The 16,584-nt window shown below is 55.3% G+C and carries 16 protein-coding genes; 9 read left to right on the top strand and 7 right to left on the bottom strand.

From position 1 onward, the window contains the following. Positions 1–95: 95 nt before the first annotated feature. Together IPM58_04290 and IPM58_04285 are read right to left on the bottom strand one after the other, a co-directional pair. Positions 96–1,124 carry a zinc-binding dehydrogenase gene (locus IPM58_04290; protein MBK9306310.1) on the bottom strand — a complete coding sequence of 343 codons (1,029 nt, stop codon included), beginning with the start codon at positions 1,122–1,124 and terminating at the stop codon, positions 96–98. A gap of 27 nt (positions 1,125–1,151) precedes the next feature. Next, positions 1,152–2,081, bottom strand: a complete 930-nt coding sequence (locus IPM58_04285; protein ID MBK9306309.1) for a PhzF family phenazine biosynthesis protein — start codon at positions 2,079–2,081, stop codon at positions 1,152–1,154. A 114-nt stretch (positions 2,082–2,195) separates the two neighbouring features. Here IPM58_04285 and IPM58_04280 point away from each other — a divergent pair, with 114 nt between their 5' ends. Continuing rightward, positions 2,196–2,444 carry a hypothetical protein gene (locus tag IPM58_04280; protein MBK9306308.1) on the top strand — a complete coding sequence of 83 codons (249 nt, stop codon included), beginning with the start codon at positions 2,196–2,198 and terminating at the stop codon, positions 2,442–2,444. 3 nt (positions 2,445–2,447) lie between these two features. Here IPM58_04280 and IPM58_04275 read toward each other — a convergent pair whose 3' ends face one another. Continuing rightward, positions 2,448–4,409, bottom strand: a complete 1,962-nt coding sequence (locus IPM58_04275) for a radical SAM protein (GenBank protein MBK9306307.1) — start codon at positions 4,407–4,409, stop codon at positions 2,448–2,450. A 19-nt stretch (positions 4,410–4,428) separates the two neighbouring features. After that, positions 4,429–6,330: a cobalamin-dependent protein gene (locus IPM58_04270; protein MBK9306306.1), complete on the bottom strand. Its 1,902-nt coding sequence runs from the start codon at positions 6,328–6,330 to the stop codon at positions 4,429–4,431. A gap of 285 nt (positions 6,331–6,615) precedes the next feature. Between IPM58_04270 and IPM58_04265 the strand changes: the two genes are divergently transcribed. From IPM58_04265 to IPM58_04235, 7 genes are all read left to right on the top strand, one after another. Continuing rightward, on the top strand, positions 6,616–7,566 hold the full coding sequence (locus IPM58_04265; protein ID MBK9306305.1) for a hypothetical protein: 951 nt from the start codon (positions 6,616–6,618) through the stop codon (positions 7,564–7,566). Between the two features lie 342 nt (positions 7,567–7,908). Continuing rightward, on the top strand, positions 7,909–8,118 hold the full coding sequence (locus IPM58_04260; protein ID MBK9306304.1) for a hypothetical protein: 210 nt from the start codon (positions 7,909–7,911) through the stop codon (positions 8,116–8,118). Between the two features lie 414 nt (positions 8,119–8,532). Continuing rightward, positions 8,533–9,477: a PilZ domain-containing protein gene (locus tag IPM58_04255; protein ID MBK9306303.1), complete on the top strand. Its 945-nt coding sequence runs from the start codon at positions 8,533–8,535 to the stop codon at positions 9,475–9,477. A 290-nt stretch (positions 9,478–9,767) separates the two neighbouring features. Further along, on the top strand, positions 9,768–10,274 hold the full coding sequence (locus IPM58_04250; GenBank protein MBK9306302.1) for a sel1 repeat family protein: 507 nt from the start codon (positions 9,768–9,770) through the stop codon (positions 10,272–10,274). Between the two features lie 150 nt (positions 10,275–10,424). Continuing rightward, positions 10,425–10,892, top strand: coding sequence for a CreA family protein (locus IPM58_04245; protein ID MBK9306301.1), 468 nt, complete (start codon positions 10,425–10,427; stop codon positions 10,890–10,892). 75 nt (positions 10,893–10,967) lie between these two features. Beyond that, positions 10,968–11,198: a DUF2132 domain-containing protein gene (locus IPM58_04240; GenBank protein MBK9306300.1), complete on the top strand. Its 231-nt coding sequence runs from the start codon at positions 10,968–10,970 to the stop codon at positions 11,196–11,198. Positions 11,199–11,215: 17 nt separating this feature from the next. Then, positions 11,216–11,755 carry a YaeQ family protein gene (locus tag IPM58_04235; protein MBK9306299.1) on the top strand — a complete coding sequence of 180 codons (540 nt, stop codon included), beginning with the start codon at positions 11,216–11,218 and terminating at the stop codon, positions 11,753–11,755. A gap of 126 nt (positions 11,756–11,881) precedes the next feature. Here the strand turns inward: IPM58_04235 and IPM58_04230 are convergent, their stop codons facing one another. The 3 genes from IPM58_04230 to IPM58_04220 all read right to left on the bottom strand — a co-directional run bounded on the left by IPM58_04230 (position 11,882) and on the right by IPM58_04220 (position 15,794). Next, positions 11,882–12,076, bottom strand: coding sequence for a hypothetical protein (locus IPM58_04230; protein MBK9306298.1), 195 nt, complete (start codon positions 12,074–12,076; stop codon positions 11,882–11,884). A 268-nt stretch (positions 12,077–12,344) separates the two neighbouring features. Further along, a complete protein-coding gene (locus tag IPM58_04225) occupies positions 12,345–14,288 on the bottom strand; it encodes an alpha-E domain-containing protein (protein ID MBK9306297.1) in 1,944 nt (647 codons plus the stop codon). Positions 14,289–14,294: 6 nt separating this feature from the next. Continuing rightward, positions 14,295–15,794, bottom strand: a complete 1,500-nt coding sequence (locus IPM58_04220; GenBank protein ID MBK9306296.1) for a circularly permuted type 2 ATP-grasp protein — start codon at positions 15,792–15,794, stop codon at positions 14,295–14,297. A 260-nt stretch (positions 15,795–16,054) separates the two neighbouring features. Here IPM58_04220 and IPM58_04215 point away from each other — a divergent pair, with 260 nt between their 5' ends. Beyond that, positions 16,055–16,354, top strand: coding sequence for a hypothetical protein (locus IPM58_04215; protein MBK9306295.1), 300 nt, complete (start codon positions 16,055–16,057; stop codon positions 16,352–16,354). The last annotated feature ends 230 nt before the right edge of the window (positions 16,355–16,584 follow it).

Below are 16,584 nucleotides of genomic sequence, written 5' to 3'. Positions count from 1 at the left end.
ATAAACCACAGGGTAGCATAGAAGCGCATGAGGGCTCAAAAGCCGGTGCTGAACAGAAACGTCTCTGCTCACCATCGATGTTGAACGATACCCGATTAGCAGGCCAGCACGATCTTACCGAAAAACTTCCGGCTGAGCATCAGCTCCTGAGCTGCACGGGCCTCTCGAAGTGGGAAGATACGATCGACGACAACCATTAATCGTCCCTGCCCTATGAGCTCCGCGGCCTTGGCTAGTTCTGCACGCGTGCCCATATAGGATCCCTTGACCGTCAGTTGACGAGAGTAGAGATCGCGTAGGTTCAATGTGACCTCGGCGCCGGTCGTCGCCCCACAGGTGATCAGCCGTCCGCCTCTCGCGAGTGAGTCTAGACAACTCGTCCAGACCTCCGGACCAATGTGTTCAATGACCACATCGACGCCTCGTCCTTCCGTCAGCATCCGAACACGGTCGGACACCTTCTCTCGGGTGTGATTAATCACCGCATCAGCTCCCAGGACGACGCCCTTGGGCACCTTGTCGTCGCTGCCGACTGTGGCCAGCACCCGAGACCCGGCCAATTTGGCTAGTTGGACCGCCATCATCCCGACCCCGCTCCCCGCCCCCATCACGAGTACGGTTTCGCCATGCTGAAGACCGGCGAGTGGAAACAACATATGGGACGCGGTGACGGACACGAGTGGAAAAGCTGCGGCCTGTTCAAATGTCAGATTCTCGGGCATCTGAAGGATATTCCGAAATGGCACCTTCACGTATTCGGCATAGCCCCCATGCGTCTTGGTGCCAAGAAGATGATAACTCCGGCACATGTTGTCCCGGCCAGCGAGGCAGTATTCGCACTGCCAACAACTGATTCCCGGTGAGACAAAGACACGGGCATCGAGGGACACCCCTTCGACCTGAGTGCCGACTTGTTCAACAATGCCCGAGACGTCTGAGCCGCCGACGTGGGGTAAGGGGATGGAATAGGCAGGATTCCCCTGACGGATCCAAATATCGAGGTGGTTGAGCGCGCAGGCTTTGACCCGAATCAACACTTCCTGTGGACCGATCTGGGGCATGGGCAAGTCTTCATACGACAACTTGTCGGGCCCACCATGCTCACGAAACAACACGACCTTCATCTGTTCACACTCTCCTTGCCCGCAGGTTCAAAACCGTAACATTCCCTCTACAACCAAGACGCACTGCCCGCCGACCGTGACGCCTTGAATGACATCGTCTTCCGATTTGACCTGCACAAGAATTCGAGACGGACGGTCGATCTCATACCCCTGCTCGATCAAGATCTCCGTTGTAGGGCCGACCTCCACCACCCCGTTTTGGACCAGATAGGCCCCCAGCGCTCCCCCGGCGCTCCCGGTTGCCGGATCCTCCAAGATCCCGATCTTTGGTGCAAACATCCGTGCATGGACCGACGCAAATGACTCAACCGTTACCGTCGTGAAGACCATCATGCCGTTGGCGCCAAAGCGCTCGCAGACCTTGATGATGGCCGACGCATCGGGGTTGATCGACCGTGCAGCCGTTAATGTTCGAACCGGCACGATCAAGACCGGCAAACCTGTTGAGACGACTTGGAGCGGCCATTTTGCATCGGCAATCACGTGTTTGGGTATGCCTAGTGCGGCAGCGATCAGATAGAGCTCGTCTACGGCCGTGATCGGCTCAAGGAATTCTGGTTTGGGCTGAGCCATGACGATTCGCACCACAGCTCCCTGCTCGGAATGAACCTCGATGGGGAATAGGCCGATGTTACATTCCTGCGTCACGCGGGTAATGCCGTCCGTGACGGAGATCCGCTTGAGATGGGCCAGAACATAAAACGTCCCGATTACGGGATGACCGGCAAAGGGAATTTCCTGGGTCGGGGTGAAAATGCGCAACCGCGCAACCGCGGCAGGGTCAGTCGGCGGAAAGACGAACACGGTCTCCGAGAGATTCATCTCCCGCGCAATCCGTTGTAATTGGTCGTCGTTCAACCCCTCGGCATCAGGAAAGACGGCGACGGGATTGCCGCCGAACGGTTGGTTCGTGAAGACGTCGGCTTGATAGAACTGTAGTGAGCGGTGCTCGGTCATATCACTCCTCGTTGGTCCCTTCCGTTACGCAGTGATCCAGTCGGCGGAGCAAGAAGATCTCCGACATCCTTTGACAGGTCGATCCGACTTTGTCAAACTCGCCTCGTGGATCACATCACCGAACAAGACATCGCCCATGCCTTGGAGGTGCTACACCTCACACTTCCGATCACCTCTCAAGACTTGGAACGGGCGAGGCGCGTCCAGCTCTATAACTGGAACCCCTCACGTTATGCCGGCCTCACGAACAATCCCAAGCACTACATGGAACAGTACCGGAAGGCCGAAGAAATGACGCGGACCGTCGAAGCCGCATTCGCTCTGGTGTCCGCGGTGTTCGTTCCCGATGACGCGGCACACTGATCGTCACTCAACATCGTGGCTGGTGACGCGCGACATCCCCTCGTCTCCTTGGGACTGCGCCACCGGCCATGTCACCAGGCCTGAGACCCCTTCCCGAGATCCAACCGGCTGTGTCTGTCGGGCATAAATTTGTGGCAACTGGTTCGTCCCAAACTTGGAAATGTAGAGGAACACGTGCTCCCGCGAGTTCACTCGCACGGCCCATGGATGAAAATCGCGGTTGTAGAATTCTTCGCACAGCTGCATGGCATCGAGGCACGAGAGTGTGCTGGGATCGTTGAGGGTATAGTAGTAGTCGAGTGGGAGATCGTATTCTTCCTGCGTATGAATCGTAATTCCGAATTGCTCCGGATGGCGTACCATCGGCGTGTGCCGGTACGCCACGAAATAGAAGAGTTCCAGCGAATGAATCACCGGCTGATGGTCAAGGACGAATTGCCGTGTTTCCATCGCTTCCTCGAGCGTTTCTCCCGGAAACCCGTAAAACGCCATGACATGGTTCCAGATCCCAGACTTCGATGCCATCTGGAGGTTCCGTTCGATGACATGTTTCCGAGCGTGTTTGTCCATTAGATTCAACACGCGTTCATTGGCGGACTCCATTCCATAATAGAGTGTGCAACAGCCTGCCCGGGCGGCAAGATCCCAGGTCGCTTGGTCTTGGAGCGTTTCTTCGAATCGAATCAGCGTCGTCCACTTGATCCCAACGTTCTGATCAACCAGCAACTGAGAGACTTTTTTGAACAACGCCGGCGGATAAGATTCGTCACTAAACAAGAAGTGCCGGCACTGGTATTTATCTCGTAGCACCTTGATCTGATCGATGACCAACTGAGCAGGCATCCCACGGTATTGATCGAAGTACCCCTGTCCATGGTCACAAAAGGTACAGCGTCCCCAGTAGCAACCGCGCGTCGCCAGGTAGGGGATGATGAGTTCGGGGACAAAGTAGCGATCAAGCGGCATCCCCTCGAAATCCGGCAGGGGCAGCGCCGTTGTTTTTTCAGTGTAGACCTCAGAGTTCCGATGAAGACCCGAGTCATTTCGATAGATCAAGTTCGGGACAGAGCTGAGCGGGCGCTGGCCGTTCAAGGCTTCAATGAGCCAGAGCAGCGCGTGTTCACCTTCATAGAGAATAGCTGAATCAAAGACTTCAGTGAAAAACCTCTCGTGATGAAGTAGGTCTTCATGGAGTCTGGTTATGACATTGCCGCCCACCACGAGGTGAATGTCTGGAAAGGTCTCCTTGATCATCTTGGCGAAGGTCAGGCCGGCCAGCAGCTGCATCTGTGTGCCGATAGAAATACCGACCACGTCCGGTTTCTCTTTTGCGATCTCCGGCATGACCAACTGATTGCAGAGATCTCGATAGACGTTCACCTGTTCATCTTCTAAGCAGGCAAAGACTTCTTTCGAGACTCCGGGTCGATAGCCAAGATTGCTTTCCATCGGATAGAAGACGAGCGAAGCTGGAAAGTAGGCGGCGGAGATATAGGTCATCGTCTCGCGGAATGTGTTGAGCGCTCCTTCCAGCAATTCCGCATCATAGAACCGCTCGCCGCGCACGATCCGTTTGGCATCTTCCACTCGCTCTGCAAGATCAAACACGTCGACGGTATCGGCCTGCTCGAGCAGGGCCTTCTGATCAATATCGCGCTCGGTCAGAAACCCAAGCACACCTGTCTTCTCTCTATCCTGTAGTGATCGAAGCTGCATCCCTATCCGTGCCTTCACCCAGATCAGGAAGTCCATGCTGAAGAAGTGGTCCCACATGCCGATGTTGATGTCTCGCTGGATGACCGTATGCCCGGCTTGCCGCAAGACGGCGGTGAGCGAAGGTAACGCGAGGTACGGCGCCGTCGGCACCCACTCCGGCGGGAACAGGAGCATGACCTTGGACTTCTTCCGATCTTCCTTCTTGATCGGAACCAACCCGTCTATTTGAACAAGTCCGTTACTGCTCATGGTCGTCATCTCTCCTCGATTACGACATCTTTCCCGCAAGCGTGGGAGTCACCCCGGTCGTCTTAACTGATTGGAACTGGAGATCAGCCAGTTTTTCTAACCCAAATCTTGAGATATAGAGGAAGATATATTCCCGAATATAGAGACGCAGATCCCAGCCCGGATTGTGGTGTCGCTCGAATTGCTCGAAGACCCGCTCAGCCTCTTCGATACTCATCCCGTTCTTGACGGTGTAGTAATAATCCAGTGCCAAGTCCCACTCCGGATTCTTGTAGGCCGTGACGCCCCACCTCTCAGGATGCTTCGCCACCGGATTGTGCCGTCCGAGATCAAACGTGCCGAACCCGAGCGAGTGCACATGGTCCTTGTTCTGTTCGAGAAACTGCACTGACTGCCAGGCTTCTTCTTTTGTCTCCCCAGGAAAACCAAAAAAACCCATACAGTGGTTCCAGATCCCCGCCTGTGCCGTGAGCGTGAGGTGTTTCGTCATCACCTCCGTTGTCGTGGCCTTGTCCATGAGCTGTAGCACCCTCTCCACGCCGGACTCATAGCCGAAGTGGAGATATTTGCACCCAGACCCCTTCGCCTCCTGCCAGACCTGCTCATCAAGGAGGCTCTTCTCGAATCGCATATGAGTCGTCCAATGGATGCCCATCCGGCTCTCGATTAATCCTCGCGTGAGTTTTCGAAACAGCGCCGGCGGATAGGACTCGTCGGTGAAATGAAAATGCCTGGTGCTATATTTGTCTCGCAGAAATTGAATGTCCGCGAGGGCATCCTGAATCTTCTTTGATCGATACCCTGCCGTATACCCCTCGCCATGGTCACAGAACTCGCAGCGCCCCCAGTAACAGCCGCGTGTTGCCAGATAGGGCAGAATCTTCGTCGGCACGAAATACTTCTCAAGCGGGAGGCCGTCGAAGTCCGGCGGCGGCAGAGTTGCCAAGTCTTCGGCATAACTCGTCGTCGACGTATGGACCCCTGTCTCATCCTTATAGATTGCGTTGGGGACCTCAGCCAGGCTCCGCTTGGCCCCTACCGCCGATACTAGCTGGACAAAAGCCGTCTCCCCTTCATAGACAACCGCACTGTCGAAGTACTGAAACAAGGGCGACTGCGGGAGCACGTCGCGAAGCCGAGTCACCGTATTGCCGCCGATCGTGATGTGGATATGCGGAAAGTGTTGCTTGATAAGGGCACAAAACGTCATCGTGGAAAACATCTGCTGCTGAAGCACGATCGAAATCCCGATCACGTCCGGCTGTTCCGCTTCGATCGCCGGCTTCACCAGATACTCGAACACATCCCGATAGATGTTGACCTGCGTATCGTGTATCGCATCCATGATCTCGGACGAGACAAAGACTTTGTAGGAGAGATTCGTCTCCATCGGGGGCATGCAAATTCGCGCTGGAAAATAGACGAGCGAAATAACCGACATGACTTCACGAAACACCTGAAGAGACCACTCTAACTTGTCGATATCATAGAACTGTTCGCTTCTGATAATACGCTTTGAAGCTTGAGCATTCTGGATCAACTCTGCCATCCGGTGGTGGGTGATATCGCAGAGCCTGAGCTGCACCTCCATCTCGGCTTCGCTCAATTCTCGCTTCTTTGAAAGCTTCCGTAGGCGGTCGAGTTGCTGCGGGACTCGACGGAGGATTTTTTTCAGGAAGTCCTCGCTGAAGTACCAGTCCCACATCTCGCAGTTGATGTCTTTTTGAATGACGGCGTGTCCCGCCTGGCGGAGAACGGCAGTGAGGGATGGTAAGGAAAGATAAGGTTCAGACGGAAACCAATCGGGCGGGAAGATCAGCATCACCTTCCTCTTCCGTTCGCTGGAGGCTTCGAACTGTTGGCGATTGAGGAGAATTAGCTCCTTGGAGGCTCGATTGCCCTTCGAATACTCGACTTTCATGAAGAACTGGTCCTTTCTTCGCCCGACCGCGAAGCGACCCTAAACAGTCTGTTATGACAATGAGTTACAACGGCAAGTTATTGTACGAGGGCCAAAGATTGAGATGCAAGGGCGGGAACGGAGGAACGTCCTCTTGTACCATGAATTCACCTCTCCCTCGCACCCGTCCGTACGACGATGCTGATCCAGCGCGAAGCCGCTACGCCCTGTCACCTCATTGGGCCAAATCCCAGTTTTTCTGTTTCTTGAGGCCGCTTACACGACAGCGTGCTAGGGTTATACGGCATGCATGGCCGCCTCACCGCTCCCGCAGCCTCCTATCTTTTCACCCTATTGCTGGTTGTACTGTCAACAACCTGCCTGGCCGGCACGACGGCCTATATGAAGACGACCGAGCAGCTCGATCTCACGGGCATTCGATTGATCGTTATCGCTCCTTCTGCTTTACAGGAGCCCTTGCGCCATCGTGCGATGAGGCATTTCTCCCGAGCTGGACTTTCCCTGCGAGGGTCCGGTTCCTCACAGGAACCATCTCCGGCCCTGCTGACGTTGACGCTCAATCCGAGGACTCTTGAACGTATCTGTCCAGGGAAAGTGCTGTACGCTCCATCCTTGGAACTCACTGAACTGGTCACCGCTCCGAGGACGGGAGTGGTGTATCAGGATACGACGTGGGTGTCTTCATCACAGCCCGAAGTCCAAGACGCGGTCACAGCGCAACACCTGGACGAGGACTTGGACAGACTCGTCACACAATTCATCACCGACTACCAAATGGCGAATCGTGCTGCGCCGTCGCAGGAACAGTACTCCACGCCCCTCCCCTCTGACGCTGCGCCCTCTCATCAAGATCGTAGACTTGGTGACCTCCGTATAATCCGAGTGTCGGTCTTAGCCGGGCCATGGTCGTCCGGGCTGAAGGCTGCGGTGGTACGGCAACTTGCCTTGGAGGGAATCACCTCCCCCTCCGACTTAGCCGATTCGAGCATAGTGGATCTGAGTCTTGAACTCCTTCAATACCCACTCGGCGACCAGTGTCCAGGATATGTTCTCTATGAACGGGGACTCTACTTGGTTGAAGAGATTCAAGTCGCACGCCGCCCGCAGATGCGGATCTGGAGCGACACGTGGTCTCAGAACGCAATTCAGATTGTTCCACCCCGCTCACGAGAAGAATTGGAGGCAGACCAGACTGAACTGGTACGGACGTTTCTCAGCGCTCGTCACACACGATGACGGCAGACTGTCTGCCGACTCGAAATCACACAACAGGGCGAATCTGCCTGTGAACGAGGTCTGACTCAGGAATGAACGATCAGTCTTGCCTTCAGCACCATACAAGGACGATGCCTTTCTTTGCCGGCATGATGGCTTGACCCCGTTCCATCGTAACGCGTAGCATAGAGACGAGTCGTTTTAGCCACGCCATCTGACTCATCTTTGGTGCTTGTCAGCCTCTCGCAGTCGAGCGATCATTCGGACGTCGCCGTTCCAACATGGGGAGTGTTCGACGCATCTTCGGAGAGACCGTCTGACTCATGTCCGCATAGGAGTCAATTCGAACAAGGAGGCAGTGCGATGGAACAGCAGAGGCCTATTACCAGTCGGGTTCTTGAATTGCTGCAAGGTGCTGCCGAACACGAATTCGAAAGCCTGGTGACCCGTTTACCCCAATTTACCTGGAATGAACTCAATGCCGAAGTCTCTCGTTTAAGCCGAATTGGGGAGATTACGATTACGCGAGGTGTGGGGATCTACACCATCCGGTTGGCTGCTGCTCTGAAGTGAGATCCCTAATCCCTCCCCAAGATTCCTCGTGCCACGCTATACCCAACTGGTTGCCGGTGTTCTCGTCTGCCATGTCCTGAACCGTCTGAGAGGCCAATCACGAGAGTCTTTTCCCATAGCAGATATGTAGCGACTTCGTTGAAGTTCCGGCATAGCTCGCCGTCCTCATTTGACTCTCTGAGAGCTCACACCTCATATCTTTCCCCCCTGTTCGCAGCCGCGATTCTTGACCCGCTGTATTCCAGGTGAAGGGCTGTTGCCGGTTGACATCCCTGCGCGGGATAATGTGTCTCTGAACAAATCATGTCCTGTTGATCAATCAGGCGACAAGGACAGGTACCCTCGCCTCTGTTTCCTTTTGAGAGGGATGGAAAAGATGGTTCAATTGATGAAAAAGAGGAGTCTCGATCAGTCATGAATGGGAAGGTTGAGGATCAACGAACTGAACCCCGAGTTAGAGTGCGCTTTCCCACGATGATGACCGGCTCCGTGGAGTCCGAAGGAACGGGCATGTTGCTCGATCTTTCACAGAACGGGTGCCGACTGGAGAGCCCGCTCCTCATGTTGCCAGGCCTCTCACTTGAGCTTCGCATCGCGGCGCCCGGCTTGGAGTGGGCCTTGATGATTGATGGGGCCGATGTCCAGTGGGTCGATGAGAGCACCGCCGGACTCGTGTTTGTTCGAGTCCGAGAGACGGAACGGCAACGATTGAGCGAGCTTGTGGTGGCTCGACTCCTGAAGGAGACTGATACCGGAGACGATGCACAGGGTGAGCTGATCCCGTTTGAGTTCCAAGGATTGGAACCGGTGCTCGCGAACGATCCACGACTCGCCATCAAGAAGGGACTGGCGTGGTTCGCTCAGGACCAAGCGGAATTTCGCTTTCGTGGAGGCAGCCTACTCGGCAGAGCGTTCCCCACCTGCACGTCTGAGTTCGCGGCCGCGCTTGCCGAGTTTGTGAAGACTGGTCGCGACCTGGAGATAGATTTCACCCTCGCACTTCTTCAGAACTATCTTGGTTCGACCTCGATTGATGACGTCTTGAAAGAGATTGTGGCACATTTCCCACAGGACTCTCGAAAAATGGACGAAGTCCGGACCATCCTCAATAGCCCAGGCGCCCGCTCCGGGGAATTTGGGTTGGCGAATGCCTGGCGGGTTAAGCAGGAGTCACTAACGCGCTGGCTGACAGATGAGCGAACAGCGGTCACAGCCTTTGCCGCGCAGCACATGGCCGAGCTCGATCACATGATCATGGAGGAGCGTCGGCGTGTTGAGTGTGAACAAGAGCAGCGCGCGAGAGCCAGACATGAGGACGAGTCGGGCCACGATCATGGGTACAGGCCGAAACCATTCTGACCTAAGAGGGAGATATGCAATCAGCTCTCGCCCGCGAACGCTCCCACTTGATGCAACACGTTGTTACCACAGTTGCCCAGGGGTTGAACTGCATTGCCAGCAGTGATTCACTTCTATAGGAGTTGAGTGATAACTCCTGCGATCCGACATCTCCTGCCGACACTGCTTTATCCGGTCCACCTCCCCTCCCATTGCTTGAGCAATGATGAATTGGTCTCCAACTTTACAGTAGACTGATCGGAACAGGCTTGATGGTGTAACGATTCTGGTGAAAGGAAGGCTGGTGATCGATGCGGTGGTATTCCCCTGTACTCCTTGTGGTTTTGACTTGTGCGGCAGGTGCACCGTCCGTTGTGGCGGCGGGTTCGATTGAAGAAGCGGAATTTGCCTATGAGCGTGGTGAGTATACCAAGGCGGCTCGCCTCTTCGGTCCTCTGGCGGAGCAAGGAGTAGCCTCAGCGCAGTTCTATCTGGGCGTGATGCATGACCGAGGACGGGGCGTCCGACAGGACTACCAAATGGCAGTGGCGTGGTTTCGTAAAGCGGCGGCCCAGGGGTATCCTGGCCCGCAGAACAACCTGGGTCTGATCTACGAGAGAGGACGGGGTGTTCGGAAAGACTTGGTACGTGCGTTCATGTGGTACCAACTCGCCGGCGCTCTCGTACCTGGCGATGAAGGAGAGGCCGCGTTGAAACGCCGAGACGTTCTGAGCTCAAAGATGACCGCTGCACAGATCGAGCAAGCGGAAGAAATGGCACGGCGCTGCCAGCAATCCCAGTTTCAGGCATGCGACTAGATCAGCGGCCGTGCAGCGCAAGGATACGAGGAGAATACGAATCAGGGATTGTGATCCAACATCTTCAGGCGACGACGCTCTTGCGTTCGAGCATCTCCGAGTTATACGGTACACGATTATCGTGTTAGTCCATGACGGGAGACTAGGTAGATGAAGATAAACATATGGGTGGCCACGCTGCTCTGCTGCGCAACTATTGTTTCGGCGAGTCAGTCTGAGGAAATCGGCAGTGTCGATACGAAATTCAAATTCTTTGGGCCGGATCACAAGATTGTGGTCGAAGCGTTTGACGATCCGAAAATAGAAGGCATCACTTGTCACCTGAGTCGATCAAGAAAGGGCGGCTTCAAAGGAATGGTCGGATTGGCAGAGGAAACGTCCGATGCCTCCATTGCTTGTCGGCAAGTCGGTCCGATTCGGGTTGTAGGCGAGCTGAAAGAAGGAGAACGGGTCTTCAGTGAGAGTCGATCTTTGATTTTTAAGAAACTCCAAGTGGTCAGATTTTTTGACAAGAAACGCCAGACTTATATTTACCTCGTCTACAGCGATCGCGTGATCGAGGGCTCGCCACAAAATGCGATCTCGACCGTGCCGGTTCAATCCTGGTCTGCTCAATAAGGGCCAGGAAACACCGTCTGGAATCGCCTTATTGTTTTCCTCTTTCTGAGGATCTCGCGCAGGCCCACTTCATCCATGCACCAACCGCACGCCATCGCTCATCCTCGGGATCCCTTGCACGGGATCACATTGGAAGCCATTGTGACGACCTTGGTCGCACGGCACGGATGGGCGACACTGGGCGCTCGGGTGCCCATTCGCTGCTTTCGTCATCACCCGACGATCCAGTCGAGTCTGACGTTCCTCCGTAAGACGCCCTGGGCGCGCAAACGCATTGAACAGATGTTCGTCGCGGAACTCCCCTAACCCCCAGGCCCGGCTCTATGGCTTCGAACGCAACCATCTATAAAGCAGTGCTACAGATCGCCGATATGGATCGTCAGTATTTCCAGGACCATCCCCTCACGTTGGCACGCCATCCGTCTGAAACCGAGGAACGCCTGATGGTACGAGTGCTGGCCTTCGCGCTCAATGCGGACGAGGCCTTGTCGTTCGGCCGCGGGGTGAGCACAGAAGATGAACCGGCCTTGTGGCAACGTGATTTGACCGGAGCCATCGACTGCTGGATTGAGATCGGCCAGCCTGACGACAAGCTCCTGCGTCAGGCCTGTGGCCGCTCCAAACAGGTCATCGTCTATGCGTATGGAGCCCGCAGTGCGGAGGTATGGTGGGCCAACCAGAAGCAATCGCTCGACCGGCTGAAGAATCTGGCTGTGACGCTGCTCCCGATGGAGAGCGTTCGTGCCTTGGCCAGGATGGCACGACCGACCATGCAGCTACAATGGACGATTCAAGACGGACATGCCTGGATTGCCGACGGCGCCCAGACTATTCACGTGGAATTTCTGCGATTGAAGGGCTGACGGCAAGAAACTCCGCACAAGGTCCCGATCATCGAAACCGAGACGGGTCCTCTCCCAGCGCCCATGTGTCGGACCTGATGGCCTTACGCACGACAGACAGCATCGAGCTGGAGGCTTCCACCTCGCTTAACGGATCAGCTCAAGACCACGTCGCATGTTCCCACGACGTTGCAGCACGCTGACCGTCTCATCCCTCTCGTGTTCGGCTTTTTCCTGGCCGATTCCCAAGTCTCCGCGTTCCCACGCCGAGTGCCCCTCACACTTCACCGGACGCAGCCATTCCCAGGCGGAATCGCCGATGCCTCTCACCAGGCCAATCACCGAGCGAATCCTGGCCGTATTCCAGGGCTTTCCTGAGTGTGAGTGTGAACTCCTCATTGCTCGATACCCTGAAATCACCTGGAGCGAACTGTTTCAAGAAGTCGGCCGAGTAAGCCGAGCCAGGCAGGTGATCATTACACGAGGTGTCGGCGCGTTCACGGTCAAATTAAGACGAGGCAAATAGACGCGAATACCGAGGTAAAGCGTCGCACACCGGTACAGCGTCTAGGCGTGCACGCCTGCGGTAAATCCTTCGACCGAAATACAATCACTGCTGTTGTTGTTCGTCCGGATAGGATGTTGACGCGGTGGCTTGACCGTGGCTGCTGATCCACCGTTCCATCGGGCCATGAGACTCCAAGGTCACCGAGACCGCCATGTCGAGACGGTTGTTGGCGTCGCCTTCGTAATAGCCGCTCGTCGGGGCAATATCCTGGTAGTCGCGTCCGACGGCGACGGTGATGTACCGCTCATCGCAGCGTCGTTGATGGGTTGGATCGTACCCGACCCACATGGGAAGTTTCTGTCCTGAGCCGGGTATCAGCACTTCAACCCAGGCGTGCATTTGCCCTTCGCCTGGGAGAAGACCTGACACGTACCGAGCAGGTAGGCCGGCTAAACGGCAGAGCGTCAGCATCACGTGGGTGTAATCTTGGCAGACCCCTGACCCTAAGGCCATGGCCTCAGAGGCTGTTGTTCCGACATGTGTCCGTCCTGGCTCATAACGCAAGGCCGCATGCACCTGATGAAGGATGGCTTCTGCGAGCTTGCCCGGTGAGCCTCCGCCTCCCCGCAGCCGTTCGCTGAGACGCACCAGGACTTCAGACCGGTCGACCAGATGGGTGAATCTGGTGAACTCTGCAGACGCGACCGTGCAATCGGTATCGAGGGGATCGGTGCCCTGCATTCCCAGCGACCCGTCTGTGAGGTAGCCGGTTTGTGTTTCAACACGCATGTCGACGGTACAGGCAATTTCTTTTTCGACTCGCGCATGATCCATCTGCCACACAAGATTTCCAAATGCGTCGGTGTAATGCCGATAATCGGCCGGAGGATCCATATGCCACCGGACATCGAGTCGTCGCTGGTTCCCATAATGTTGATGGGGAGCCACACGCATGATGGTCCTGACATTCGTCACCGGCGCGTCATAGGTGTACGTGAATTGGATGCGTGCCGAGAGTAAGGCTTTCACGTGGTGAACCGTTGCCTCGTGATGCTCCAACCACAGATGACGCCGTGGACTCGACATTCTCACATCTTCAGTGTTCCCGGACCTGAAATAGGTGCGCGCCACCGCCATCGTAATGCGATCAAGCTGTCGCAAGACCTCGGTGAGAAACGATTCCAGTCCGATCTCATGGATTTCTTCCAATGTCGCGAAGTCCAAGTCAGCAGCCATCTGCCCGATCAGGCGGGCTGGTTCACGATCCCCCACTCGGGATGACTTGTCCATCAGCCGTTCGATATGTTGACGGAGTCCTCGGGCGCAGAACCGAACAGACCGTGGGAAATATTGATTCAGCAACAAGAACTCGACGATTTTTTCCGGCAGGACTACTGAGCGTGAGACTTTTCTGTAGGCCTCGTAGGCGCTCGCCGACTTCAAGATGGCCACGCATTGATGGAGAGCAGACAATTCCGTTGACTCCGGGGACATCTGAAGAAGGATTGGATGGACGAGCAGGCGAGCCGTATGGTTCGCGCGCTCGATATCCTTCCCGAGACGGTAAAACGTCCACCCTTCATCGTGGAGCATCGTACTGGCCATGATGCCGTGAAGCGTGTAACAGGTGTCTTGAACCTCGGTCAGCAGTCGATGCGGTGTGGCGGCGATGATCCCAGGTGTATACGTTCTCCACGCCAAATGCATCCGGTTGATATGGTGCCACACTTCGCTGGACAACTGATCCTGAATGCCACGTGCATTTTCTCTGGCGGCGCTGATCAAGTTGACCAGGGCGTTGGGATTGCCGGCATCAAGCGTCAGGAATTGCAGTACCGTCATCGTTTCAAGAGGCTGTCTCCGTTCCTCGTACAACGAGAGCTGTCCGGTGCTCTCCAGATACCATCGCCAAATTGTGTTCTGATCGTGTTGGTTGGAGCTTCCCAGCAACAACTGATAATGGACGTTGATCAGCCTGGCCGTGTACTCGGCGCGTTCCGTATAGCGGGCGATCCAAAAACACGATTCTGCAGTTCGGCTCAGCATGGATCGTCAGTCTTCTCCATAGAGGACCCAGGTTCCTTTACTGCCCCCGCCTTGGGAAGAGTTCACGACGAGGGAGCCCTCCTGCAAGGCCACGCGTGTGAGTCCGCCCAGTGAGAGCGTAATGTCCTTACCGGAGAGCACGAAGGGTCGTAGATCGATATGGCGTCCGGCAAACTCGAAATCACCGGAATGGTTGTCCGTGAGACAGGGTAATCTCGATAACGACACGATCGGCTGCGCGATGTAGTTTCTGGGATTGTGACGGATACGCGTTCGAAACTCTTCCTGTTCAGCTTTGGTGGAGGCCGGCCCCATCAACATGCCATACCCACCCGATTCATTCACGGCTTTCACCACGAGAGAGGGAAGGTGATCGAGCACATACCTGAGATCCCCCTCTCGACTGCAGAGATAGGTATCGACGTTGGGGAGCACGGGAGTTTCACTCAAATAGAAGGCAATCATCTGCGGTACGTAGGCATAGATGGCCTTATCGTCTGCCACGCCATTGCCGATTGCGTTGGCTAAGGCCACGTGTCCGGCATGGTAGGCCCGCATGAGACCCGGTACTCCCAACAGTGAGTCGCGATGAAAGACTTCTGGGTCCAAAAACCTATCATCCACTCGTCGATAAATGACATCCACTTGCTGCAATCCTTGAGTCGTTTTCATATAGACTCGATCGGACTCCACGATCAAATCCCGACCCTCCACAAGCTCGATCCCCATTTGAAGCGCCAGGAACGAATGCTCGAAATAGGCGGAATTATTTACCCCTGGTGTCAGCAGGACCACGGTGGGATTCTCGCGAATGTCCGGTGCAAGATAACGAAGATTTTCCAGCAACTGATTCGGATAGTGATCGACCGGCCTGATTCGCATTTGCTTGAATAAACTCGGAAAGACACGCTTCATAATCTCACGAGTTTCCAAGACATATGAGATACCCGATGGAGTCCGCAGATTGTCTTCCAGAACGAGGTATGTGCCGTCCTGATTCCGAACAAGATCAATGCCGGCGATATGAATATACAGATCGCGCGGAGGTCTGAATCCAACGAACTCCTGTTGAAAACCTGACGCACCTTCAACAAGCTCACGAGGGATAATCCCCTCGCGCAGAATGCGCTGCTCGCCATAGACATCGAATAAGAACGCGTTGAGCGCTTGAATCCGTTGTCGGATACCCTGCTCTATGTGTCGCCATTCGCTGTTAGGAATGATACGAGGCAGAAGGTCAAAGGGGAAAATGCGTTCCGTTTCCTGTGCGTCTCCGTACACCGTAAATGTAATTCCCTGATCTAAAAAAGCTCTGGCGGCCAGCTCTTGATACTGGGCGAGTTCGCCGACCGAGAGTGCCTGAAGTTGCTCATATAACTGGCGATAGTGCGGCCGAAGTCGTTCCGGGGCTTCGAACATTTCATCGAAGTGTTCGCCGATCTGATAGCGCCTGAAAAGGTCTCGGAGTTTGGCTGGTTGGAACTGGCGGTTCGAATTGAGGCTCATTTCGGAAACCTGCCGCATGCACATTGGCACATTCTGTGTGGGGCAATAGTCTTCTCTTTTCGTCGCCAATGCAAGGGTTGAGACAAGGATCGGGAACAGCGCAATCCATTCGTTGTCTTGCCGTCATGGGTGTCGATGGGTATGGGACCGTTCATCCTCCTCCTTGGTCTTCTCAGGCTGTGAATGCTTGAACCACCGTGCGGGCTATGCTACTCATCACGCAGCACCGCCACCCACGAGTCACCAGAGAGGAGATGACAATGGCCACATCACGATCAGTTCAGCGAGTTACAGCGAAAGTTGCCAAACGTGCGGCTCACACGAAACGGACAGCCGTAAACAAAGGGAAGAGTCTTGCCAGCCAAGGTCGGAACGCTGTTCGATCCACAGCCAAACAGGTGCGCACGGTGGCAAAGACGACGGCCCCAAAAGCGAGCCTCGGGAGTATGGCGGCTCACACGAGGGCTCGTAAAGCCGGAGCGACCATCGGGAAAATGCTTGGCCGAGCGCAGGGGATGGGGAGGAAGTTAGTCAACAAGGCAAAGAGAAGATTGACGTAGGCCCTGTGGTTCAGACAGGCATGGTCGTAAAAACGTCGGCGTTCGTGTGTGAGCCATCGCGACGGCACCTGGCTGTGTTGTGCCTCATCCTGATACGGGCCGACAGGATGGGGGCCGGATCGGGTCAGTCTTCCTACGAATTCTGATGCGAAATGTCATCGTCTTGGCGCTGCTCCTCGTTCTCCTCCTCATGTGGGGGCATCATCTCCAGGCTCCTATTCATGTGAGGG

Source organism: Nitrospira sp. (genome assembly GCA_016715825.1).
Lineage (GTDB): Bacteria > Nitrospirota > Nitrospiria > Nitrospirales > Nitrospiraceae > Nitrospira_D.
Note: the sequence above shows the minus strand (reverse complement) of the source record. Positions and strands in the feature narration are given on the sequence as shown.